This window comes from Calothrix sp. NIES-2100, from assembly GCF_963875285.1.
GTDB lineage: Bacteria > Cyanobacteriota > Cyanobacteriia > Cyanobacteriales > Nostocaceae > Aulosira.
In genome coordinates this window covers 6,332,486-6,356,586 of record NZ_CAWNLA010000001.1, presented here as the reverse complement: position 1 = coordinate 6,356,586, position 24,101 = coordinate 6,332,486, and the positions used below count along the sequence as shown (strand labels likewise).

Sequence of the window (24,101 nt, the reverse complement as noted above, 5' to 3'; positions counted from 1 at the left end):
ATTGTCTAGAATTGCAATATCAGGAAATCCGGGCTAAAAAAATTATAAATTCTTTAGTAAAGATGTAACCATCGAACAGATTTAATTACGTTTTTTCTAATCGTAATCAATTTATCTGTATGAAATCAATAAATGTGAATCAATAAAACATATGAATTAAATTTCATCCACTTGCTTCGGGTGAGTTCTTTATTGGTAAGTCTCTTTTTATAAAGACTCTAACGCGATGCACTTGGATATGGGAATCCTGCTTGATTGTTGAAAAACTGACTAACTCAGGAAATCTAACTGTATTATCCTGATTTTTGCAGCCTAGTCCTAACTACTTAGATTTCAACAATCAGATATCCATCCTATCTATAGCAGTCCTAAATCATTCGTGAAAATTGAGATTTTCGATTTCTCAAAGAATCTGTGATCTGAAAGAACCGAATTTTCACAACTTTTACACAGATTGCTAGAAAAACTCAAAAATACATGCATATCTTCAGCCCTAATTAAACTATTCTCATTCTTTTCTTAATCATTTGAACGGTATAAATGCAATCAATACAAGTAAATAAGCAATTGAACAATCCTATGCTGCCAAGGACAAATGACTAATTTCTACCATAAGTATATTGTGTAACAACTGAGTAAAGTACAAACTGAAAAAGTTCCTTTGTCGGACTCTACAACTAGTCGAATTTTTAGAGAATAAACTAAAAGGTGATACTTCATGCAAAGTAGAATTCAAGGTAATTGGTTCCGTTGCTCAGGAAATTTCTGTACAGGTGTAGTATTAATCTTGGCAACTTTGTTCACTTGGTCGCCACCAGTTACAGTTGACTCCAACTTTGCCAAAGCCAACGCAGCTTCAGTAGATAATCAGCAAAACTCATCTCAACTCAAACAAAAATCCCCATCCCGTTGGATTGAAATTGACCTGTCCGAACAACGGTTAATTGCTTGGGAGGGTAAAAAAAGCGTTTATTCATACCGTATTTCTACTGGTAAGCGCAAAACTCCCACACCCAAAGGTAAGTTTTGGATTAATTCTAAATATCGCACTAACCGAATGCGGGGTGAGGATTACGACATTCCCGATGTCCCTTATACAATGTATTTTTACGAAGGCTATGCCATTCACGGTGCTTACTGGCATAGTAATTTTGGCACTCCAGTTAGCCACGGTTGTGTAAATTTGCGAGTCAAACAAGCGCGTCAACTCTATAACTGGGCAAAAATAGGAACTTTAGTAGTAGTACATAAGTAGGGCATTGGGAATGGGGCATGGGACATGGGATATTAGCTTTTGAACTTCGTGAATGAGGCTTTTTGCTTCATTAACCAGGCTTTGAACTCGATTAACCAGGCTTTGAACTTCATTAAGCAGGCTTTGAACTCGATTAACCAGGCTTTGAACTCGATTAACCAGGCTTTGAACTTCATTAAGCAGGCTTTGAACTCGATTAACCAGGCTTTGAACTTCATTAACTAGGCTTTGAACTCCATTAAGCAGGCTTTGAACTCGATTAACCAGGCTTTGAACTCGATTAACCAGGCTTTTGACTCAACTCTCCTACCCTCCTGTCCCCCTACACCCGCTCCCCACACTCACTCATCCCCTAGCCCCGCTATGTACGGCATGGCTCATTCTCATCTAAAATCTAAAAGCTCAAGTCTAAAACTGGCAGTATAGGTTATGGCAAAAGGCGACAGAATTAATTTTTCTACCCCTAGCGGGTTTCCCGAATTCCTCCCTAGTGAGAAACGTCTAGAATTATATTTGCTAGATACCATCCGCAGAGTTTTTGAAAGTTATGGATTCACGCCCATCGAAACACCTGCTGTAGAACGCTTAGAAGTATTACAGGCAAAAGGCAATCAGGGTGATAACATCATTTATGGTATCGACCCCATCCTGCCACCAAATCGGCAAGCCGAGAGAGATAAAGCCGGGGAAACAGGTTCAGAAGCTAGGGCTTTAAAATTTGACCAAACAGTTCCTTTAGCAGCATATATTGCCCGTCACCTTAACGAATTAACCTTTCCCTTTGCGCGTTACCAAATGGATGTTGTATTTCGTGGCGAACGGGCAAAAGATGGGCGGTTTCGACAATTCCGCCAATGTGATATTGATGTGGTGGCGCGCAGTCAACTCAGCCTGCTTTATGATGCGCAAATGCCTGCAATTATCACCGAAATATTTGAAGCTATTAACATCGGTGATTTTCTTATCCGCATCAATAATCGGAAAATTCTCACAGGATTTTTTCAATCTTTAGGAATAGCCGAAAATCAAATTAAATCTTGTATTGGCATCATTGATAACTTAGAAAAAATTGGCGAAGCTAAAGTCAAACAAGAATTAGAAAAAGAAGGTATTTCCCCAGAGCAAACACAAAAAATTATTGAATTTATTAACATTGATGGTACTGTTGATGAAGTCTTAGATAAACTCAAACACCTTTCCCAAAATCTCCCTGATGCCGAACAATTGAGCCTAGGTGTTAGCGAAATAGAAACAGTAATTGCGGGTGTGCGGAATTTGGGTGTTCCTGAAAAGCGTTTCTGTATTGATTTATCTATTGCCCGGGGTTTGAATTACTATACTGGTACAGTTTACGAAACAACTCTCATCGGACATGAAGCTTTAGGTAGTATTTGTTCCGGTGGCAGATATGAAGAATTGGTGGGGATGTTTATCGGTGAAAAAATGCCTGGTGTCGGCATTTCTATTGGCTTAACTCGCTTAATTAGCCGATTACTGAAAGCCGATATTTTAAAGACTCTAGCTGCAACCCCAGCCCAGGTAGTAGTAGTCAATATGCAAGAAGATTTGATGCCGACTTATTTAAACGTTTCGCAACAGTTACGTCAAGCAGGAATTAATGTAATTACAAATTTTGAAAAACGCCCTTTAGGTAAACAATTCCAAGCAGCAGATAAGCAGGGAATTCGATTTTGTGTAATTATTGGTGCTGACGAAGCAGCAGCACAAAAATCATCACTCAAAGATTTGCAAACAGGTGAACAAGTAGAGGTGGCGTTAGTAAATTTAGCTGAAGAAGTTAAACGAAGACTGGGATGAACTACATTTTAGTTTAGGCGATCGCATCCCATCCCATTCCATCCCATCCATAATTTTGTTCAAAATTCTCTCAAGAGTCTCCCACACCCGTACACTCGATCCTGGATGTCGTTTTGTCGTAACGCATACCACCAAGTTGCTGCATTGACTGCAATCACAGGCTTTCCAAGCCACCGTTCCGCTTCGTCGGCAAGTTGGAGCATACTTAAATTAGTCCCCATCTGCGCGATCGCATCTATATCATCACCATCCAGTTCCTGAAGATGTTGGCGCAGTGTATCCTCAGATACTTCAGCAATTGAGATTGCAGTAGGACACCGGAGACCCTTGAGTCGAACTACCTCCACCCCGATATCACCGAAGAAGCGGCGTACTTTGTCATCACCCACAGGCTGATAAGGCGTAATGACCGCAATCTTCTTTACTTTAAACGCTGCCAGAACTGCCTGCCAAGCCGAACCAGAGGAAGCTACCCTCACACCAGCGCGATCCTCAATTCGGCTGATAAATGCGTTATTTCCCTCCATCCCTTGCCAAATACTTTCAGCACTAATTCCCATCACTAAGTAGTCAATACCCGCCGTCATCACGCGATCAATCGCAAAGAAAATTTCATCGCGCACCTGCTGCAAAAGAGACTCCATCTTTTCGTCACTACTCAAGTCCTGGTCTCGAATATGAATCCGCGACATATGAGACGTAACACCAGGTACAGCCATCGCGTGAAAATCGGGTTCAACAATCGTGTTTGTACTTGGCGCTAGCACCCCAAATTTCTTTCGCCATCCTAACGCATCTCTCATGACCTACTTTTCTTGACTACGATCAATCTTTTGCAACTCAGTATTGCATAAAAGTGGAAGACTTTATTAATTTTTCTTAATCGACGTAGTCTAAAATTTACTGCGTCAGGAGAATGTGTACAAATAGGATCATGTAAAGCTATGAGCGAAGATGGATACTGAAAATTTTTTCGATGTAGCACCGATTAAAGAAGATTGGGGTGGAGATGGTAGCGGACGCATGAACCTATCAGGAAGGTTTACAGCCATTTCTCAAGAATATGTACTGCGTCAATATCAATTTTTTGACACAAATACCGTACCAGCCACACAAGATTGGCGAGTTAAAGGAATGCCAGATGAGGTAGTATTTGGCAGCCGGAGATTGTTATCATGGCATGATTGTGGAGCTTCGACATCAAGAGTTATTTTACCACCACAATTTAAAGCTCCATCTGGCATATTTACATCTGATTTAGAGATTTTTGTCCTCAAGGGGAAAATCCAAATTGGTGAATGGCAACTTACAAAGCATTGCTATTCTTTTATCCCCGCCGGAGTTAAGTTAGGTGATTGGCAAGTATTAGGTGGTGAAGATGTAGAAATGCTTTGGATGGAGAACGGACATACATATTATAAAAATTTTCCTGATAATCATCCAGATGCGAAATTAGATGAATTTATTCCAGTATTAGATAGTAAATTGTTACCGTGGGGTAAGACAGATACAGTTCAATTTGAAGTAGCAAAAAAGAAGTTTTTAAGGAAACACAAGAACCAGGGGGGAACATGGCTGCTTGCTATATTGCCACATTATGACGGCAGGTATCCGATGATTCAATCATATAACGAAGAAGCATATTGCTTAGCTGGATACTGTGATATAGGAGATTTTCGATTTGTTAAGGATTGCTTTAGCTATAGTCCCAGCTTTAGTATTCTTCCAACACACATATCAGATGATGGCGGCTTATTCTTTGTCCGTATTGATAGGGATTTATCAAAAATAGGTACAGTATTGTCATATAAACCTGGAGATACCTAAATGATTAAACCAAATAATTTTTTTAGTATTCTTTGTGGATTGACGATTTCAGCTTTGATTTTACCAATTACTGCTTTTACACAGCTTGATAAGCTTGCGGTTTCAGCAGAACCAATACCAAATAATCCGGCAAATACCCAATCTCAGAAAGTAGTCGCACGCATTTGGCATGGGACAACGCTAACATCAAAAGCCGATGAATACTATGCTTATTTGGTAGAAGCGGGAATTAAAAAAATTGAATCAATTCCTGGTAATTTGGGGGTGCAAGTACTCCGCCGCACAGATGGAGATAACACAGAATTTACTGTTATTTCTTATTGGGAGTCACGGGATGCGATTCGTGAGTTTGCTGGTAATGACATTGAAAAAGTCAGACCACTTCCTAGAGATAATGAATATCTGATAAACCCAGAAACCACAGTGAAACACTTTGATGTGATGTTGAGCGATCGCAAATAATTATTAAATTACAGCAGTTCTCACGTAGTTGAACCACACTCTCAGGGCACAGCACTGCTGTGCCCCTACGGCAAATGTGGTCTATTTACAGGAAGATGCTGTAAAATGTAGGGTGCGTTATCTCACGGAGTAAACGCACCTTCAACAATCCCCTGTTTCCTTTTAATAATTATTCACCTCAAGTTCTTAATTTTTTGCCAGAAAATCGTCTACTACTTTGAATATTTCTGCCGCCATTTGATTTACCATCCAAAGGGTTCCACCTTCTAGTTCAACTCTTTGACTATGAGGAATTACTTCCTGAGTCCATGATTGATTGTCAGCTTTAGCTAAACCATATTTTTCTAATGGTTCTAATGCTTTTTCTCCTGACAAAATCAGAGTCGGGCATTTAATTAAGCGAAATCTTTCTTCAGCTAAAAGAAAATAGTTTCCTGCTGCTAAACCTGGATATATAGGAGAACCAAAGCACTTTAAATCATCTAAAACACAACGGTGATTTAACTCTCCGTTGCCGATGTAATTGACGCGAGATAACCATTGTTCCAGCAAATGAGAGCCATCTTCTTTAATGTGATAACCTTGAGAATATCTCTTGATGATTATGTCTTGTTCTTGTTCGTCAAATCCAATTACATTGCAGAGAATAAGTTTGTCAACACGATTTGGATAGGCTGCTGCCACTTCTCCAGCGATATAAGCCCCTGTCAGACTGCCGAAAATGCTTGCTTTTTGGATACCTAATTCGTCCAAAAGCGCGATCGCAGTTTTGGCATAATCTGCAACTGAATAAACTCTCTTAGGTTTGTCAGAATCACCTAACCCCATTAAATCCATTGCAATTACTAAGTTTTTGTCCGCTAAAATAGGCATCAATTCTTTAAATTCATCACTACTGCGGGGAGTCATGTGCAGTAAAAGTATGGGTTCGCCTTCTCCACCAATACGGTAAAGAATTTGTCCATCTTCTGTGTCTAAAAATGCTCTTTTGATACGTTGGCTCATTTTCTTATACACTCTACTTTACTGGAGTTTGAGTAACTTTACCTCTGAGGATGTTTTAACATTCCTATTGTTGGTAATAAAACACTCTAGATCCCCCTAAATCCCCCTTAAAAAGGGGGAATTTGAGATATTTCCCCGTTTAAAAAGGGGGACTTTGAGATATTTCCCCGCTTCAAAAGGGGGACTTTGAGATATTTTCCCGCTTCAAAAGGGGGACTTTGAGATATTTCCCCCCCTTCCTAAGGGGGGCTAGGGGGGATCAATAAATGCCTAACATCACAGCGAACCAATTTTCAAACAACCTCTTAGACGTTATCATTATGCTTTTATTCAAGAATGGGAACGTTTTAAATAACGCCCAGTAGGCGAACCTAGAACTTGTCCGTTGTTGTAAATCAGATTTCCCCGCAAAAATGTAGTCTTCACTTTTCCGGTTAATTGTACTCCTTCAAATGGTGTATAACCTTGTTGTGACTTCGACTCAGCCGCGCGTACCACAAAGCTTTCATGGGGATTTACTAATACTAAATCAGCATCATAACCAATAGCAATATCTCCTTTTTCTAACAAACCAAAACGCCGCGATGGGTTCCAAGATAATAACTTAGCCATGTGGTTGTAAGACATTCCCCGCTTACTACCTTCACTGAATACACCAGAAAGTAAATATTCTGTACCGCCAAAACCAGACTTTGCTAACCAAATATTATTCGGGTCTTTTGCACTGCGTTTTTGTTCAGCAGCACAGCAAGCATGGTCACTAACTATCCAATCTACTTGATTGTTGAGTACTGCTTGCCATAAATATTCCACATCAGCACGGGGACGGATTGGCGGATTTACTTTTGCCCAAGTACCATTAGGAGTATCAACATCTAATAATAAATGTCCAACTGTTACTTCTCTCCGAAAATTGATATGAGGAAAAGCAGTTTGCATCGTCAAAGCTGCTTCCATTGCTTTACGCGAACTTAGATGCAACAAATTGATATTTGCACAATTTGTTTCATGGGCTAAATAGGATGCAATGCAAATTGCTAATCCTTCAGAATGTGGTGGACGCGCTGCACTATAGGCTTGTAGTCCGCTCAGACTAGAATCATTTTCCACAATTTTTGTATAAGCGTTGAGAATTTCTGCAACTTCACAATGCAAACTCAAGCTAATAGTTTCTCGCGCTTCTGGATGTGCTTCTATTAAGCGTGTAAGACCGCGCATAATAAATTCAAAATGGGCAAAGTCATAGCGTTCTTCTTTATTTATCATTAAAAAGAGGTTTTGTTGGTCTGATAAACCATGTAACCCATAACCGCCATAAAACATGAAGATTTTAAAGGAAGATACACCGTATTGCTCATAAAGTAGAGGTATTTCTTCAATATGCTGACTAGCTATAGGTGCGATGTGGTAACTGTAATCAACAAAAAAATTACCTACAGATAAAGCTAATACTTCTGGGAAAAAATCTTGATAAGACCCACCTTTGTTGAGATAATACTGCCCTGTACGCATGTAATTCAGGCTGGTAGTCACACCTCCCATTGCAGCTGCTTTGCTTTCAGTCACCGCATCTTTATCTAAGGGTTGATAGATACCGATGTGCATATGAGCATCTACGACCCCAGGAAAGCCTAGGAGATTTTGGGCATCAAATACTTCTTTGCCTTGGTCTGGGCTAATATTAGGGGCAATCTGGGCAAATTTGCCATCTTTAATGCCTAAATCTAGTAGTTCGACATCATCGTGATGGGGACGAACTACCCGCACATTTTTGATAATTTTATCTAATAGGGGAGCTTCAGACACAGTAAACTTCACACTAAAATGAGTGTTAAAGGGTTTGTCGTCAGTACTTCAGTCCTGACTACGAACAAACATCGTACCGGGATACAGGCAAAATTTGCTCGCAATGTAACAGTTTTTTATTAAACCAGCTTTAGGAGAAAAGATAATGACAAATTTTAATGAGTATCATCTCAACCCTGAAGAGTTTCCTTTTCTGAAAACTTTTCAAGATAAATGGGAAATAATTAGAGATGAGTTTACCAGCTTTATTAAGCAAGCATCTGATGAAGAATTAAAATTTACTTATGATGTTTTGGGACCTAAAAGTAAAACAATTAAAACCAAAGGTAATTCAAAATATAGTGCTTTTGGGATTTTATTCCAAGGTTTATTTATTGAAGAATATATTCATTTACATGACATAGCATATCCTGATTATAGGACAGATGAGGCATCTGCAAAAGCACTGGCATTAAGAAAGAAATATTTCCCCAATCTGGCTAATGTCATTGAAAAAGTAAATTTAACAGATGATTTTGTTGTTAGAAATGTCTATTTTGGGACATTCCATCCAGGTTTGGATATCAAGTTGCATGTTAACTATAATCCTCACATGAATCGTGGCTATTTAGGCTTGATTGTCCCAGAGGGAGATATAGCAATGCAAATATGTCACGATAAGCTTTATTGGCATGAAGGAAAATTTATGGTTTTAGATCATAGCTATCCCCACTGTCCCCATAATTATACTAATTATGATAGAACTGTTTTGGTTGTAGACTTTTTTAAACCAGATAAATCTAGAGAAGAAGTCAGACAATTTGAACAAAAGCAAGTTGCGGAACGGATGCTAGATAATCCTTACAGTTTAGGTGTTTTTGGCAAAAGCGATAAAGCTCAAGAAGCAGATTTTATTAAGTATGGTTTAGCGCATCAATTAGAGTGGGATAAAGCTTTATAGGCTGAATAAAGGATAATTCAGTTCAAATAATGTTTGCGACACATCAATATATTCTAGAGGGCACGGCAGTGCCCACCTGTGTCAACTTAACGTGAAAGCCTTTTGGTTGACAAGATTTTGTCCTCACCCCCAACCCCTTGCTTACCCAATAAACCGCCGTCACCCTAGAAGGGTGCGGCTAATTCAACAAAGCCCACCTTTGTGGGCTAAGAAAATTTAGCCCACAAAGGTGGGCTTTGTAGCGTGAGCCAGTTGCTTACAGCCTGTGGGCGTTCTGTTGGGTAAGCCAGAGAAGTTAAGTTGACACCAATGGGCAGTGCCGTGCCCCTACTTCTATATGATACTGCTGGCGAATTAGGGGTAAGACCCCTCGCTTATCCCAAAATCCCGCCGTCACCCTAGAAGGGTGCGGCTAATCGTACAAAGCCTGCCTACCCTTCGGGAACGTCTTCGACGAACGCAGGCTAAAAATTGAGCCTGCGAAGGCAGGTTTCGTAGCGTTAGCCCCAGGCTTCCAGCCTGCGGGCGTTTTTTCGGGTATGCGAGAGAACTTGTTTGATGTGAATTGAGGGGTCAAACCCACCATTCGCCAGCAGCATCCTATATGTATCAGGGTTTTAGTAAAATGGTATTACTAGTTTCAGACTGGTAATGAGGAATTTAGCCCTTAACTTAAGGACTAAAGTCCTGACTACGAAGCTATTTGCGCTGTTCAATTGCAGTTTTGAGACGCGCTTCATCTTGCTGGGTAATATCCGGGTTATGCAGTATCCAATAACAATCTAGGCGGTCATTAGTGCGAAACAGAAGCAGTGCGCCACTTTCCGTCCAAAATGGGCCGTGGGGAATGTGTGCCGGTCGCCAGTAATAGCCGTCCTTGCGCATTGCAGCATAACGTCTATTAAAAGGATCATCACTCATTGACCAATGTCCCAGCACATCTCCAGATATGACATATGCTTCTTCAGTGGTAGGATGACCAGCATAAAAATTACCTTCGATCCACATCGGTACTAAGCCTAAAATCCATGTGGCTCGCCCGGTTTTTTTATTGGTATATAGGCTTTTACGCGCTGAACCTGGAGGTAAAAAGGTTGTGCTTTCCCATTTCATGGCGTGGAGTTCTTGCACGGGAATATACTCAGCCATTCGTTCATGGGTCTGCATATTCTCATGATATACAGAATTTTCTGGGATTTGCTCAAGGCTTTTGTAGTCTTCTGTGATGTAAGTAGGGGTAGCGTCTGGCATCCACAAGAGAATTGTATCTTCTTCCGTTTTCCAAGGGCCAGTGGGTATACCAGCCGGGATGAAAGAGTAACTGAGATTGCGGAGTAAAAACCCACCTTGGTAAAGTGCGCCTGTTAGCACAAAAATTTCTACATTGGTGGTGAAATGACCAATAGGTGCATTCCAGCCCTTTTTCAGGAAAACTCGCTGCGTAGATTCACCTGTACTTTCGTTGACGGATAGAACCTGAGCATTACCATATTCACCAGTAACAAAGTTTTCGATTTTAAAATCCACTTGGGGAAACTCGATAACTGAGTTAAGTGAGTCTTCAGTTTCTACATGTTTGCGTCCTGTCTTCGTGTTATGGTTCATTTTAATACCTGTGTCTGTGTATGGGAGATTAAGATTATGAGAAAGTGAATATCAGCTTTTATTGTCTTTATGCCTTTTATACTTATAACAATATTTATAACAAAGGCAGAGGGAAGCACCTCGGCTTCTCTCGGCGACTGGGTAGAAGGAAATACTGTAATCTTTTATATAAGATTCACCTTCTTTCTTCTTAACCCCTCTACCGCAAGTTATATTTGCTCATGCCATACTTGACTGATACCAGGAAAATTCAAGCGAAGATTGCTGAATATACGCACGCTCAAACTTTATGGATAGATACTGAAGTTGCTGATTATAAAAGTCGTAATCCCAGATTATCGCTAATTCAGGTATTAGATGACCCCTATGATATGAGTGGCGATCGCGTTTATCTTTTAGATGTGTTAAATCAACCTGATACCATCGGCGAATTTATTGCCCAAATCATGCTGAATCCGGAAATTGAGAAGGTATTTCATAATGCTAGTTATGATTTAAAGCTTCTGGGTAGTAAGAAAGCAAAAAATATTACTTGTACTTTAGACTTAGCTAAAAATATTCCTTATTATCTCTTGCCTTTACCTAATTATCAACTGAAAACTTTAGCAACAGCGCTGTGTAATTTTCATCATATCGATAAACAAGAACAAACTAGTGATTGGGGAAAGCGCCCTCTCGCTGAAGAACAAGTTGATTATGCTTACCTAGATTGTATCTATCTGGCGCAAGTGCATTTAAAATTGCTAGAACTGCAAGCACAAATTAATCCCGAACCGACAACAGAAGATTTAACATTATTGAGTGCTAGATATACTGAAATTGAACAACAATCTCAATTGTTAAATTCGGAACTAGAACATCTGCAAGAAAGAATTAAAAAAGCGATGCAGGCTCAGAATGTATCAGAAACAGCTTACTGTAAGTTAAGTAGTTACCAGCGCCAAACAGTGAAAGTAGCATTTGCTGAACTAGTAAGGTTAGTAGAAACTCAAGGTATTAATTTAGATTTTCCCATCACACTGACGCAGAAACTGCAAAAAGATTTAGGTAATAATTTAGAACAATTATCTGTAGATATTGATGAAACTACTGCTTGGCGCTTAACTTCTAAAAAACCAGAAAGCGCCAGTGAAGGTGAGTAAAACTCTTGCATCCTTACTTACACGCAGATTTAACTATCTGTTAGCCTTCAGTAGAAAACTTAATATTGATGAAGATTTCGCTAAAAAAAATTAAATTATTATTTCGATATCATTTAAACCGTATAATTAAAGGCGGCAAAAATAGAGGTTTGCTGCCTAGAATATCACTTGTAGAAAGAGAGAAACTCAGCAGATAAATCAGGATGGATAACAGTTTTTATACTTCATTCTCACCTGCAACCATCTACTCTCTGTCTCCTCGTGTGTTCCTAGGGTTTATTTATGACAATAAATGATGGTGACATTTACCAACTTCACACCTGATAGTCAAGATGATCGTTAATTAAACCTAGAGGATATAGCAGCCCTAAATGATCCGTGAAATCTTTTCATTCTTGGCAGTCGGTTAACAAAATGATTTCCAAAAATCAGATAGGATTGCCGTATAAAGTTCGAGTCCAAATTCATTAAAGGAATAATTAAATCTAGGTATAATGGCGGTTTAAAATAAATTATGAAACTGCAATTGTTTGAGCAAGAGTGCCTAAAAAAAGGCAGATCATTAATGATAGTGTTATTAACTATATTGAGTGCAACTACTAGCCTTTCATGTAGTAAAAAAAGCGATGTATTAGTAACAGAAATTGGTGTTAGTCCTCCTAGCCGTCGCGCAGCGAGAACATCGAGGGCGGAGGAATTTTATTTGCAAGGCAAAAATCAACACGCCAAGGGTGATTCACAAGGAGCGATCGCATCTTATAGTAAAGCGATTAGCCAGAATCCCCAATATGGTGCAGCTTACAAGGCTAGGGGGCTGGCTTACTTTGATGCGGGTAACAAACAAGAGGCGATCGCAGATTATAATGAAGCACTGAAGATCAATCCCAATGATGCTCAAGCCTACAATAGCCGTGCTAATGCCCGCGCCTCCCAAGAAGATAAAAAAGGAGCTATAGAAGACTACAACGAAGCCATTCGCCTTGCTCCCAACTATGCCGAAGCCTACAATAACCGAGGGAATGCTCTCGCGGCTGGGGGGGATCGAGATCGAGCGCTAGAAGATTTTAATCAAGCGATTCGCCTGGATACAAGATATGCGATCGCCTACAATAATCGGGGTAATCTCCGCGCTGCGAAAGGAGATAAGAAAGGAGCAATCTCGGATTACAATCAAGCCATTCGCATCAATCCTAACTTTGGCCCTGCGTACAATAACCGAGGTAATGCGCGTGCAGCCCAAGGAGATAAACCAGGCGCACTCAAAGATTTACAAAAAGCTGCTGATATTTTTCAAAGCCAAGATAATAAAGACTTGTATCAGCAAGTGATGAATAATATCAAAGAACTGGGGCAATAACACCTTCGGCACTTACTCGTAAAAAAATATTCCATTGCTATTGTTGTAGGGGCGGGTTTAACCGACATATCTGTTAGGAGTGTGAATATCTCACAGAACCCGCCCCTACAACAGTCAAACGTGTAAATGTCTTGATCATTTCAACAAATGCTTATACAAAACTAAATTTCGTTTAAGCAAAACTTATGAATGGCTTGATCGTTTCAATAAATGCTTATACAAAACTAAATTTCGTTCAAGCAAAACTTATGAATGGGTTGATCGTTTCGACAAATGCTTATATAAAACTAAATTTCGTTCAAGCAAAACTTATATTTACTCCCGATTATCAATCTGAGCGCGTTGTAAAGTGCCTGAGAAGTCAACATAAACACTTTTCCATTCCGTGAAAACATCTAAGGCTGTAGTTCCAGCTTCCCTGTGACCGTTACCTGTATGTTTCACGCCACCAAAGGGCAAGTGTACTTCCGCACCGATGGTAGGGCCATTAATATAAGTGATACCTGCCTCAATGTCGCGCATGGCAGTAAAAGCCCGGTTGATATCGCGGGTGTAAACTGAGGATGATAAACCGTAATTGGTATCGTTGAGAATAGCGATCGCTTCCTCAAATGAACTTACCTCAATTAATGCCACCACAGGCCCGAATATCTCTTCACGGGCGACACGCATCTGGGGAGTTACTTCATCTAAAATTGTTGGTTGAAAGAAGTAACCGTTTTTCAGCTCCTCTTCGCTGGGAATTTCCCCACCGATTAAAATCTTTGCCCCTTCCTCACGGGCAATTTCCATGTAATTATTTACCCGTTGACGTTGGGATTCATTAATTAAGGGGCCGATATCCGTATTGGGATCAATGCCTGCCCCTAAGCGTAACTTGCTGGTACGCTCATAAAGCATGGCTGTAAATTTTTCTTTGATGTCGCGGTGCAAAATTAGGCGACTAGTAGCTGTACATCTTTGTCCAGTTGTCCCAAATGCGCCCCAAACAGCCCCATCTAACGCCAGTTCTAAGTCTGCATCTTCCATGACTACTTGGGCATTTTTACCACCCAATTCTAAGCAAACGCGCTTGTGAGTGCGTCCGCAAGTAGCGCCAACAAATGCACCTGTTTCTGAAGAACCAGTAAAAGATACTAAATCAACATCAGGATGCTCAACTAAAGCTTTCCCAGCTTCTTCACCTACACCATGCACCAGGTTAATTACTCCAGGGGGTAAACCAGCGTCGGCAAAAATCTCAATGAGTTTAGTTGCGCAGGCGGGGGTATCTTCTGCTGGTTTGAGGATCACAGTATTACCACATACCAGTGCTGGCATTGCTTTCCAGCAAGGAATCGCTACAGGGAAATTCCAAGGAGTAATTAAAGCACATACCCCTATAGGCATTCTCACTGTCATGGCGAATTTATTGGGCATTTCCGAGGGTGTAGTTTGCCCGAATAGTCGCCGCCCTTCCCCAGCACTGTAAAAAGCGCAGTCAATTCCTTCTTGCACATCGCCTCTAGCTTCAGTTAGGGGCTTACCCATTTCCCGACTCATTAACTGAGCCAGTTCTTCTTTATGTTGCAGTAATATTTCCCCAACGCGAAAAATATACTCTGCTCTGGCTGGGGCTGGTACTTTTCGCCAACTACGGTAAGCTTGGCGGGCTGCGGCTACTGCTGTATTCACATCATCTGCTACGGAACGGGGAAAAGTAGCAACAACTTCATGTTGATCAGCAGGATTACGACTTTCTAAGGTAGCTCCCCCTAAAGCACTCAACCATTGACCGTCGATATAATTACGACAACTTAGCGCAGTAGTCATGTTGAAGACCTCCAGCTTGTATCCACTGGAACTTTTGTACTAATTTTGGCGTGCTTTAGAGGTTGCCGTCAAGTCTGGGGCTAGGGGTTAGGGGCTAGGGACTAGGGCGTGTTTTCAAACTACTCGTTTAGCCTTCTAAATTTCTCGATCCCCCTAAATCCCCCTTAAAAAGGGGGACTTTGAGAGTCTTTGCGCCCCCCTTTTTAAGGGGGGTAGGGGGGATCTAAGACTTTGAAAACACGCCCTAGGGGCTAGGAGGATGAGGGGGAAAGGGAGACAAATGACCATTGACCATTGACCATTGACTATTGACAAAAAATTTATTTCATCGCTGCCAAAGTCCGGTGTCCAATGATTCCGTCTGCTTTTAAGCCTTTAGATTTCTGGAATTTTATCACAGCTGAACGTGTCTGATTATCAAAGACACCATTAACATTTCCGGTGTAAATTCCTTGCTTCTTTAAAAAGTCTTGGGCAGTTTTGACTGATGCTCCTTGGCTACCTAATTTAAGAGCGATAATTTGATTTGCCTTAGTAGGTTTTTTGGCAATATTGGTCTTTTTGGTAGTATTAACTTGCTGGGTAGGTTGTGTAACTTGGGTAGTGTGAGTATTTTGGCTTTTTTTATTCATCTGAGAATAAGCTGGCACAGCAGTAGCTAAAGTCAGCATAGGAATTAAAGCAAGTAATTTCCAATTCATATTTCTTTTTTCACCATACAGAAACTACAAATTTTAGAGTCAGTAATCTGATCGGGAATGTTACCTGATGATTCTGACTAACAACACTGGTCTTGTTATAGTTTGATACTATTTATGTATCCAGAGTTGAAATAAGCATGACATCTGTGATTGACACAGGCGTTGCAAAAATATGACAAATTTATGTCTGATTTTAGTATTAACTTCTAGGTGAAAATTTACTGTTGCTCGCTGAAACAAAAATATCAATTCAGGAGTTAAGTTTTAGGTGATGACAGCCGCTTAACTTGCGATTTTCATCTGTTTAAAACAAAGAATCCCCTCAATACCTAAAATTTTTAGGTTAGTTGAGGGGTTCAAATGTTGCAGCAAAAAGTGAATTACTAATCAGTAAACAGCCTTCTAGTTAATTTTTCAATAAGCTTAGATTAAGTTTCCGTAAAGAAGCTGTCAAAGATTCATAAAGACCGACCGGATCAAGCAACCATTCTCCTCTCGGAGTACATAGCGACGGTGGTTTTGGGGAATCTTCGACTCAGTAAAAATATTTAGATTTTGATTCTGACACGGAAAACTATTGGTGAGGAGAGGGTTTTGTCCCCTCATTGGGGAGTGTGGGGAGTGTGGGGAGTGTGGGGAGTGTGGGGGGTGTGGGGAGTGTGGGGAGTGTGGGGAGTGTGGGGAGTATGGGAGAGTGTGGAGAGAAGGAGAATAACCAATGCCCAATGCCCAATGCCCAATGCCCAATGCCCAATGCCCAATGCCCAATAGAAATAATTCGCGATCGCACTCTTGTTTGCTAAGAGCGATCGCGAATCTCACCAATCATGATTACCAAATCAATCTCTATGCAGCACCTTAATCTATTTTTCTGCCTTTGATGCCACTATTAGACAGTTGTTTGAGATGCACTTGCTTTTGCGGAATGCTTGGAGATTAATTATCTGATATGCCAAACAGAAAATTGTTAGCAAAAAGCACAATTTTAAGGTTTATTTATCCAGATGTTTTTTATTAAAAAATAGTTAATTTTTTTTAGATATGAGCGGATGACGCTGCGATCGCAACGCTTGGTGTTTGAGAATGGACACGCGGCGAAGGTCACGTTTTTTGTGTTATAAAACTCACAGCAATTTATCTTAGAGCAAAAAATACTCTATGGAAACAGAACAACTGGAGCGTTATAAAGAATATGGCGAATTCATCCTCCAGAAATTAGACTCTGTGCCTGAATATCCCTCCAAGCAAGAAGATTGGGTACCAGCTAGTCTTGATGAGAGTCTGTTTCGCCTGCGGGAAGCTGCGGAAAAAACTGTAGAACTTGCTACTTCACCAGTGAAAATCGGGGTGATGGGTGAATTTAGTAGTGGGAAAACTTTGCTGTTAGGCAGCTTGATTGGATACGCTGATGCTTTACCGGTGAGCGAAAACCCCACGACGGGCAATGTTACAGCTATTCACATCATACCCCAGGATGGCTTTGCGACTACGCAGCTAGGGAACTTTACAGTTGAGTATCTTTCTGGTGATGGGGTGAGTGATTGTCTGCGGTTCATGATTGGGGAAGCTAACCGCCGGACAGCAGCGGCTGGACTTTCACCGGCGCTGTTAACGAAGTTGAAGGAACCAAAGGATATTCTTAACTGGTGTGAGGAAACATGGAAAGCTAGCAACAATTTAGAGTTACGTTATCTGCTGCGGGAATTAGTCTTATTTGTTCGCGCTTATCAATCTTATGGTGAGGTAATGTGTGGTGAATCATATCAAATTGATGCTACCACTGCCCGTGAAGGATTGCAGCTAGCCGAGCAATCAATGGCGATTCAAACTATCAGCTTTGATAATTTACCGCCAGCGCATATCAAATTACCAAGTGCGCCGCAAAGATTATCATCAAAGTTATTGCAAAATAGTTTCCCATTAATTCGCCGTGTAGATATAGAAGTGAAAATATCCCGGGAAATTTGGGATGTTACGGGTGCATCGGAATTTATTTTACTTGATTTTCCGGGTTTGGGGGCGGCGAATTCCGGTGCAAGGGATACCTTTTTATCATTGCGAGAATTAGCCGAAGTTCAGACAATTTTAGTGCTGTTAAATGGTAAATCTCCAGGAAGCGATCGCGCTAATAAAATCTTTACCATGATGCAGCAACAGCGTCCAGGTCAAGACCTGAAGGATTTAATTTTAGTAGGTGTGGGACGCTTCGATCAACTTCCTTTAGAAAGTGAAGGTGGCGAACGAGAACTTGACCAATTAATTAACGATAACGCCGATCAGCCTTTACAGGAAAGCAGCGTTTTCCAAAAACTGAAAGTTCTGCAAACTACTATTGATGGTGCTAGCGCATTTACCAGCCAAAAAGACCGGATTGTTTTGCTGTCACCACTTTTAGGACTAGCAGATTTAGCTAAACGTTCGACTACAGTCAAAGCAGGTTCACCAGAATTTTTGGCTAACCTAGACTATCCCGATTACTTAGACCGTTCCAAGCGCTTACAAGAGAAATGGGGACGATTAAGCGATCGCTTATTAGCCACAGATGCGCGTAATTATCTAGGGAGACAATTAGGTTACTTTGCGCAAGATGGCGGGATTAGCAAGCTGCGAGAATTGATTCAAAAACACGTAGCTACTCATGCTTTGAAGCAACTGCATGAAGATACAAAAAGGTCTGCTGATGCTGTGCGTCAACAACAGGATAACCTGAAAAATATCCTCGAAGAAATGCACGAGCAAGGTATGCCAACCGCAGATAGCCCAGCTTTGCTAGAATTGCGGGCGGCGATTGAAAATTTGGATAAAACCTACAGAGATTTCCAAAAAGATTTAGGTAAAGAACCACTTAAAGATAGGCGGGGAATTGCTGTCAGCGATGTCGTTAAAGATGAGCTAACATATAGAATTATCAATTGGAATCAGTGGACTTTACTCTTTAACAAAGCTAACAATGGCACAATTTCCTTGACTGAATCTAAAGGTGCAGCCGGGAAATTATTTGATCGGGGTAATCGAGTCAATACTTCTATTCCTACCAAAAGCGATGATTTTTATCCCACCTTTGCTAAGACGATTCAAGAAGTAGAAGAATTCGCCCGCGATCGCATTCGTCAAGCTATTGGAGATTTGCTGATAAAATTATCAAATATTGTCGCCAAAGAACGGGACTATTTGCAATCAAATCTCAACCCAGAAATGGAATCGGAAGTTGAAACTAAATTTGGGATAGAAGAAGCAGAACTCTTTTATAAACTGCTTTTAGGCTGCGATCCTCACAAATGGCAAGATGCGATCATTTCCGAAATTCAAACCAGAGAAACAGAAATTTCCTCAGAAGTTATCTTTCCCTTGGCGCGTCAAGATGAGAAACACAATATAGGACAAATATTTGATTGGGCACCAGAACGCAGTGGTTCCCAAAAATCGAACAATCACCAGCTTTTTGTGTTGCGGCTACGGGATGAAATTACTGCTAGTGCTAGTCTTCATCTGGTGCAATATGTTAGTGAAGTCAATCAGCAAGTTAATGCGGAATTAGCTGGCGTGTTGGATCAAATTATTCCCAGTTTGCAAAATATTTCTAAGAAAGAAACATTGCTGAGATATATGGCGGCGGGAGAATCATCACAGTTAGCAATTCCTACTTGGTTGCAAATTTTGGCGGATATTGCAGTGATTGATTATCGGTAAAAAAATCCTAATTCCTGACAGGATGTTTGAACAGTGGCAAAGTTTACGCGAAACCTCTCTCCAAACCTCTCTCCTGCAAGGAGAGAGGCTTTGACACCCCCATTCCCTTGTAGGGAAGGGGGGCTGGGGGGTTAGGTTTGGGACTTTAATGTTAATAACAATACTTTCCAAACAACCTCTGAGAAAAAACTTTATAACACTCCTATTTCTTTTTTTCATGTTCTTAGTGTCCTTCGCGGTTCGTTTCAAAAAGTATCAAGAAACGAACCACAGAGACGCAGAGAACACAGAGGAAGAAACTTTGCGAAACTCTGCGTTAAAAATTAACTCTTCAAAACTATGAACTCTTCTCAACTCAATAGCGAACAACAAAAAAGATTTCCCGGATGGTTTGCTTTAGATTTTGGCACATCCAATTCTACGGTTACACTCTTCGATCCGATTGAAGTACCCATTGCTGAAGTATTACCAAAAGAACAGGAAATGCGATTGCGCGATCGCATGGCACAATGGTTAAGTTCTCCGGCGACAATTGCTTTACCAGATGTCAGTGCTAGCGACTGGGAAAAATTTATTGCTGATATTAGTAAAAATTTGGAGATAGAACCTAGCCGCTTAAGTGAAGTGTTTGAGAGTGATAATAAAGAGCGATTTTTAGAAGCACTGCGTCAAGTTGAATTATGCTTAGGTACAAGCGATCGCTTTCGGCGTGCTGTTAGCAAAAAACTTTATCAGATATATCATGAAGTTTTTCGCGTTCCAACTCTAGAATCACAAAATCTCATCCCCGTTGTCTTAGATATCGATCGCCGCAGCACGGAAATTAAAAGTGAGTTAGAAATTTCTAAATTGGCGGCTTTACAACTGAAGATGGGGAGAGAAGCCAGCGATAACAGAAAAAAAGCGATCGCCCAAGGAACTAGCAGTGCTTTAAAGGAAATTATCAGCCGCTTTCATCACTCCCCCAAACGCTATTTTGGACAGGATCGTTCTTTCCCAGTTAGCTTAGATGGCGCAGAAGAAACAATTAATGTCAATCAATTAATTCAAGCAGCTTGGGGACATTTAATTGAGTTAACCGAAGACTATCGCCGACGCGCCAGACGCAGATTTTCCGAAGGGAATTTTCTTTCCGCAGTTGTTACCTATCCCACCGTCGCCCCGCCTGTTGTTCGCAAGGAAGTTAAAGAATTAGTTGAACAATTGGGGCTGGATGATGTCCAAACTGCTTATGATGAAGCCGTTTCTGTAGCGATATTTTTCCTCTGGCGAGAATTTGGGGGTAATCTCAACATTGGGATTGAATCTTTCAAAACTCGTTGTCGTCAAGTCGGGAATAAATGGTCACAAAATGTTCTAGTTTTAGATATTGGTGGCGGAACTACAGACTTAGCTTTAATTGAACTCACCTTAGAAGATAAAACTCCCTTCTTTGCCGATAATGAAGACAGAGGTTTAGGGGGACGTTACTATAAACTCACACCCAAACTATTAGGTTCATCTGGACATTTACAGCTTGGAGGCGAGTTAATTACCCTGAGAATATTCCGGCTTTTAAAAGTTGCGATCGCCGACTTTTTATTAACAGCAGTTTCCACAGGCGATTTAGAAAGTGACAAACTAGAAGACTTAATTAACTCCGAATTAAACGAACGTTTTCTCGAAAGCGGACAATTCAAAAGTGGCAGTATTTTGAAATGTTTGGATAAAGAAAATCCCGAAGGAGACGCAGCTTATAAAGACGCTTTAGATACAGCCGAAAAAGTCTTACCTACTCGTTGGCAACAAGCACCCCAACGCCTGCAAACATTTTATACACTGTGGGAACACGCCGAAGCTGCCAAAATCAAACTCGGACAAAAGCCAGCAGAAGACGGTTCACCCTTAACCTTTACACTCTCCGAACAGCAGATTTCCGAATTACTAACTCAAAGTGCCATTAAATACCAAGTAAAAGACCCCGGTAGCATCTGCGTCACCATCGATAGTCAACAATTCGATCGCGCCGCATCATCAGCCATTAAAGAAGCGATCGGTATCGCCCAAGGCTTGATGGATAGTCGCTTACGTCCCCAAGATAGCACCGTAGATGCATGGAATACCCACAAAGTTGATTGGTTAATTTTATCCGGTAAAACTTGCAGCCTCGACCTTGTACAGCGCTACATATACCAAGAATTCAGTAAATCTCCGTACTTCGTCTGGAATCCCGAACGCATAACTTTTGTATTGGAATTTACCAAATTAGCCACCTCCGCCGGTGCTTGCTATGCCGAGAAACTACGCAGATTAAGATTCGACCCCGAAGAGTCAAAAGGATTACTCCGTAAAGGAGCAAACCAACTAGAAATTGATGTCAAAAACCTGTTTTATTATTTACCTTGCAACTTCAAACGCAAAACCCAAAGCAACGAACTACTAACAATATTTAAAGCCGGACAAGAACTTTATCAACTAGCCGCTGGAGAAAACGTTGCCAAAGTTCGCACAGAATGGCAAGGGATACAATTAACTAACATTATTTATCGCCAAGACTACGAAGATGGCGATTTGCGGCTGTGGGGTAGCTTCGATGGTAAAACCTTGATGGAAAAACTAGGGTTATCAGAACCAGACTTTCTCAAAAAAATCAAAGTGCAATTTGAAATTGATCAAACCCTGGATTTTAGCGTCTTACTTTGTCAAGGAAACCCCCATTATTTAATAGATGTTTCCGGTATTGATATCACCTCAGTTATCTCCGCCGCCTCAGAAACATCTACATTATTTGCTGATGGTAAATTGAAGTGGAATATTGCCATTGAACGCCCCAATAAAGACTTAAACGATGGAGATATTGCCATCAACGTCATCGAATCAGCCACCGTCGATCAACCAGATGCTTATCATTTAGTATTTGAAGCCGACAAAGACATTAGTAAATCCCTGCAAGAATTTCATTACTTACGAGATGGTTCACCAGAACCAGGAACAGGATTAATTAGTAATCCCTTACCTCCCTTTCCAAAACATGGACAACACACCTTTTATGTAGTGCAAACAGATGCCCAAACCAATACTAAAAAATGGATACGCATCGGCGCATTAAGTAAACCCGACGTTACCACAGATTACCCTTGCCAATATCACGTTACCCTCGACAATCAAGGTATATTAAGAATGCACGCAGGTGAAGTACCTTACTGGACATCAAACAAACAAGAAAGCCTCAAACAACCAGGATGTGTTTACCGCGCCGAATTAGACTTACAACCCAACGAAGTCGATAAAGAACGCGATCCATTTTGCGGTATTCATTAGGGTAATTAACTCACGCAAAGGCGCAAAGACGCAAAGAAAACCTCTCTCAAAAACCTCTTCCTCTGAGTCCTCTGCGCCTCTGCGGTTCATATAAATCTGATACCAAATTCCATATAACCTTGCACTAAATAATTACCTCTCTCTCTCTTGGCGAACTTGGCGAACTTGGCGGTTAATTTTTTAAATTATCAATTGGTATGCGATAAAAAATCGGTAACCTAGAGGCTAAATTCATGCAGCACCTACGTCAACTCTTAGAAACAGAAAACTCCCAACTAGCTCAAATATTGCGCTTTAGCCTCTACGGAATAGAAGCCTCTTTAAAGCAAGCACAAACAGAATTCCCCCTAGATCCAGGCGCTAAATTATGTGACGAAGTGCTGCAAGAAATCCATAGCTTATTACAACCTACATCTCCCCAGATAAACTCTACTAATGAATTAAAACTCAGCCGCCTCCAAGAAGCATTTAATGCAGATAAAGACCTCAAATTATATTTAGGAAATAACCAACTACAAAGCCAAAGCGACTCAGAATTATGGAACGAAATTCAACGCAAATTGCTGCGAGTTCCAGAAGACTTAGCAACAGCTTGGCAACAACGCGCCTTGACATTCGCTCAAGAAGCTGGTGCAGTAGAAGATACCGCCAATCTCTATCCCTTACCCTTCATCCGCGATGAAATTATTTACCCCGGACTTAGCGGTACAGTCCAAGCCAAAGGTTTATCCTTGTCTGAAAAAGCGTTATCTTATTCCGAAATAACCCAAAATAGCCAATCAAAAGATATAACTTTACTAGCTGGCTACTTGCTATTTTGTATAAATTTTATCGAAATTGAACCAGATTTACATCATGCATTAAAAAGCGTTTTTAGCTTCGATATTGTCTCCTTACACGCCAAACCAGAACAGCAAAATCAATATATTGAAGCTTTAACAGACCGCTTTCAACGCACCCAAAAAGCTGTGGAAAATGCCGATCCATTATTAACCCTACGTGCTTGGATTGACATTGATGAGGCAGTACACTCCTTAGTATTTATTCCGCCAAGCGATCGCTATTCGTGGTGGGGTAAACTACAACAAGAATCACGGCGGATGCTGAAAAAATTTGTCGATCAAGCGAATAATGCAGGTAATGAAGTCCGAATTCGCCAATTATCTGGACTTTACGCCGATATATGCGCTTTAACCAAAGATGATTTGCAACTCGATTGTGGCGGTAATCCTGGGGAAGTTTTGGCTTGTCTGCGAGTTTATGCGCGAATTAATCACGAAGAGTCACCAGGGCGGGTAATATTTCGCTCATCACGGTAGTTTTTATAAATTGTTTCTGAGATTAGCTGTATTGATGGCGAGGTTGAACCGGAATATGCACG

At 40.8% G+C, this 24,101-nt stretch carries 18 protein-coding genes; 12 read left to right on the top strand and 6 right to left on the bottom strand.

What is annotated here, in order from left to right; all coding sequences use genetic code 11:
• The first annotated feature begins 718 nt into the window (after window positions 1-718).
• The 3 genes from AACU32_RS25850 (at window position 719) to hisS (ending at window position 3,073) form a co-directional block, all read left to right on the top strand.
• Window positions 719-1,255, top strand: coding sequence for a L,D-transpeptidase (locus AACU32_RS25850; RefSeq protein WP_096604037.1), 537 nt, complete (start codon window positions 719-721; stop codon window positions 1,253-1,255).
• Between the two features lie 48 nt (window positions 1,256-1,303).
• A complete protein-coding gene (locus AACU32_RS25845; RefSeq protein ID WP_339378277.1) occupies window positions 1,304-1,480 on the top strand; it encodes a hypothetical protein in 177 nt (58 codons plus the stop codon).
• A gap of 204 nt (window positions 1,481-1,684) precedes the next feature.
• Window positions 1,685-3,073 (top strand): histidine--tRNA ligase, encoded by a 1,389-nt coding sequence (hisS, locus tag AACU32_RS25840; protein WP_096604036.1) that lies wholly within the window; start codon window positions 1,685-1,687, stop codon window positions 3,071-3,073.
• Window positions 3,074-3,132: 59 nt separating this feature from the next.
• On the opposite strand, the gene AACU32_RS25835 is transcribed toward hisS, so the two are convergent.
• Window positions 3,133-3,876: a maleate cis-trans isomerase family protein gene (locus AACU32_RS25835; RefSeq protein ID WP_096604035.1), complete on the bottom strand. Its 744-nt coding sequence runs from the start codon at window positions 3,874-3,876 to the stop codon at window positions 3,133-3,135.
• Between the two features lie 151 nt (window positions 3,877-4,027).
• Here AACU32_RS25835 and AACU32_RS25830 point away from each other — a divergent pair, with 151 nt between their 5' ends.
• Together AACU32_RS25830 and AACU32_RS25825 are read left to right on the top strand one after the other, a co-directional pair.
• On the top strand, window positions 4,028-4,900 hold the full coding sequence (locus tag AACU32_RS25830; RefSeq protein ID WP_096604034.1) for a DUF4437 domain-containing protein: 873 nt from the start codon (window positions 4,028-4,030) through the stop codon (window positions 4,898-4,900).
• The gene (locus AACU32_RS25825; protein WP_096604033.1) at window positions 4,901-5,362 is read left to right on the top strand and encodes an antibiotic biosynthesis monooxygenase family protein; all 462 of its coding nucleotides are present in this window, start codon (window positions 4,901-4,903) and stop codon (window positions 5,360-5,362) included. It begins immediately after the preceding gene.
• Between the two features lie 186 nt (window positions 5,363-5,548).
• On the opposite strand, the gene AACU32_RS25820 is transcribed toward AACU32_RS25825, so the two are convergent.
• Window positions 5,549-6,367: an alpha/beta fold hydrolase gene (locus AACU32_RS25820; RefSeq protein WP_096604032.1), complete on the bottom strand. Its 819-nt coding sequence runs from the start codon at window positions 6,365-6,367 to the stop codon at window positions 5,549-5,551.
• 330 nt (window positions 6,368-6,697) lie between these two features.
• Entirely contained in the window at window positions 6,698-8,173 is a 1,476-nt protein-coding gene (locus AACU32_RS25815; RefSeq protein ID WP_096604031.1) for a dihydroorotase, read from the bottom strand.
• A gap of 145 nt (window positions 8,174-8,318) precedes the next feature.
• Between AACU32_RS25815 and AACU32_RS25810 the strand changes: the two genes are divergently transcribed.
• On the top strand, window positions 8,319-9,113 hold the full coding sequence (locus tag AACU32_RS25810) for an aspartyl/asparaginyl beta-hydroxylase domain-containing protein (RefSeq protein ID WP_096604030.1): 795 nt from the start codon (window positions 8,319-8,321) through the stop codon (window positions 9,111-9,113).
• Between the two features lie 699 nt (window positions 9,114-9,812).
• On the opposite strand, the gene AACU32_RS25805 is transcribed toward AACU32_RS25810, so the two are convergent.
• Complete coding sequence (locus AACU32_RS25805) at window positions 9,813-10,718, bottom strand: DUF4437 domain-containing protein (protein ID WP_096604029.1); 906 nt, start codon at window positions 10,716-10,718, stop codon at window positions 9,813-9,815.
• 221 nt (window positions 10,719-10,939) lie between these two features.
• Here AACU32_RS25805 and AACU32_RS25800 point away from each other — a divergent pair, with 221 nt between their 5' ends.
• Window positions 10,940-11,860, top strand: coding sequence for a ribonuclease D (locus tag AACU32_RS25800; protein WP_096604028.1), 921 nt, complete (start codon window positions 10,940-10,942; stop codon window positions 11,858-11,860).
• Between the two features lie 514 nt (window positions 11,861-12,374).
• Window positions 12,375-13,217: a tetratricopeptide repeat protein gene (locus tag AACU32_RS25795; protein ID WP_096604027.1), complete on the top strand. Its 843-nt coding sequence runs from the start codon at window positions 12,375-12,377 to the stop codon at window positions 13,215-13,217.
• Window positions 13,218-13,532: 315 nt separating this feature from the next.
• Here the strand turns inward: AACU32_RS25795 and AACU32_RS25790 are convergent, their stop codons facing one another.
• Both AACU32_RS25790 and AACU32_RS25785 read right to left on the bottom strand, forming a co-directional pair.
• A complete protein-coding gene (locus AACU32_RS25790) occupies window positions 13,533-15,029 on the bottom strand; it encodes an aldehyde dehydrogenase family protein (protein WP_096604026.1) in 1,497 nt (498 codons plus the stop codon).
• 320 nt (window positions 15,030-15,349) lie between these two features.
• On the bottom strand, window positions 15,350-15,730 hold the full coding sequence (locus AACU32_RS25785) for a peptidoglycan-binding domain-containing protein (protein WP_096604025.1): 381 nt from the start codon (window positions 15,728-15,730) through the stop codon (window positions 15,350-15,352).
• Between the two features lie 718 nt (window positions 15,731-16,448).
• On the opposite strand from AACU32_RS25785, the gene AACU32_RS25780 reads away from it, so the two are divergent.
• The 4 genes from AACU32_RS25780 (at window position 16,449) to AACU32_RS25765 (ending at window position 24,039) form a co-directional block, all read left to right on the top strand.
• Window positions 16,449-16,592 carry a hypothetical protein gene (locus AACU32_RS25780; RefSeq protein WP_339378276.1) on the top strand — a complete coding sequence of 48 codons (144 nt, stop codon included), beginning with the start codon at window positions 16,449-16,451 and terminating at the stop codon, window positions 16,590-16,592.
• 296 nt (window positions 16,593-16,888) lie between these two features.
• Window positions 16,889-19,420 carry a proteasome protein gene (locus AACU32_RS25775; RefSeq protein WP_096604023.1) on the top strand — a complete coding sequence of 844 codons (2,532 nt, stop codon included), beginning with the start codon at window positions 16,889-16,891 and terminating at the stop codon, window positions 19,418-19,420.
• A 339-nt stretch (window positions 19,421-19,759) separates the two neighbouring features.
• Complete coding sequence (locus AACU32_RS25770) at window positions 19,760-22,720, top strand: virulence factor SrfB (RefSeq protein ID WP_096604022.1); 2,961 nt, start codon at window positions 19,760-19,762, stop codon at window positions 22,718-22,720.
• 233 nt (window positions 22,721-22,953) lie between these two features.
• The gene (locus tag AACU32_RS25765) at window positions 22,954-24,039 is read left to right on the top strand and encodes a hypothetical protein (protein WP_096604021.1); all 1,086 of its coding nucleotides are present in this window, start codon (window positions 22,954-22,956) and stop codon (window positions 24,037-24,039) included.
• The last annotated feature ends 62 nt before the right edge of the window (window positions 24,040-24,101 follow it).

Excerpts from the sequence above, each read along its gene's own strand:
- AACU32_RS25780 (WP_339378276.1), top strand. The coding sequence starts at position 16,449 with ATGCCCAATGCCCAATGCCCAATGCCCAATGCCCAATGCCCAATGCCC.
- AACU32_RS25850 (WP_096604037.1), top strand. The coding sequence starts at position 719 with ATGCAAAGTAGAATTCAAGGTAATTGGTTCCGTTGCTCAGGAAATTTC.
- AACU32_RS25765 (WP_096604021.1), top strand. The coding sequence starts at position 22,954 with ATGCAGCACCTACGTCAACTCTTAGAAACAGAAAACTCCCAACTAGCT.
- AACU32_RS25835 (WP_096604035.1), bottom strand. The coding sequence starts at position 3,876 with ATGAGAGATGCGTTAGGATGGCGAAAGAAATTTGGGGTGCTAGCGCCA.
- AACU32_RS25795 (WP_096604027.1), top strand. The coding sequence starts at position 12,375 with ATGAAACTGCAATTGTTTGAGCAAGAGTGCCTAAAAAAAGGCAGATCA.
- AACU32_RS25785 (WP_096604025.1), bottom strand. The coding sequence starts at position 15,730 with ATGAATTGGAAATTACTTGCTTTAATTCCTATGCTGACTTTAGCTACT.
- AACU32_RS25770 (WP_096604022.1), top strand. The coding sequence starts at position 19,760 with ATGAACTCTTCTCAACTCAATAGCGAACAACAAAAAAGATTTCCCGGA.
- AACU32_RS25830 (WP_096604034.1), top strand. The coding sequence starts at position 4,028 with ATGGATACTGAAAATTTTTTCGATGTAGCACCGATTAAAGAAGATTGG.
- AACU32_RS25810 (WP_096604030.1), top strand. The coding sequence starts at position 8,319 with ATGACAAATTTTAATGAGTATCATCTCAACCCTGAAGAGTTTCCTTTT.
- AACU32_RS25805 (WP_096604029.1), bottom strand. The coding sequence starts at position 10,718 with ATGAACCATAACACGAAGACAGGACGCAAACATGTAGAAACTGAAGAC.
- AACU32_RS25820 (WP_096604032.1), bottom strand. The coding sequence starts at position 6,367 with ATGAGCCAACGTATCAAAAGAGCATTTTTAGACACAGAAGATGGACAA.
- AACU32_RS25800 (WP_096604028.1), top strand. The coding sequence starts at position 10,940 with ATGCCATACTTGACTGATACCAGGAAAATTCAAGCGAAGATTGCTGAA.
- AACU32_RS25825 (WP_096604033.1), top strand. The coding sequence starts at position 4,901 with ATGATTAAACCAAATAATTTTTTTAGTATTCTTTGTGGATTGACGATT.
- AACU32_RS25775 (WP_096604023.1), top strand. The coding sequence starts at position 16,889 with ATGGAAACAGAACAACTGGAGCGTTATAAAGAATATGGCGAATTCATC.
- hisS (WP_096604036.1), top strand. The coding sequence starts at position 1,685 with ATGGCAAAAGGCGACAGAATTAATTTTTCTACCCCTAGCGGGTTTCCC.
- AACU32_RS25790 (WP_096604026.1), bottom strand. The coding sequence starts at position 15,029 with ATGACTACTGCGCTAAGTTGTCGTAATTATATCGACGGTCAATGGTTG.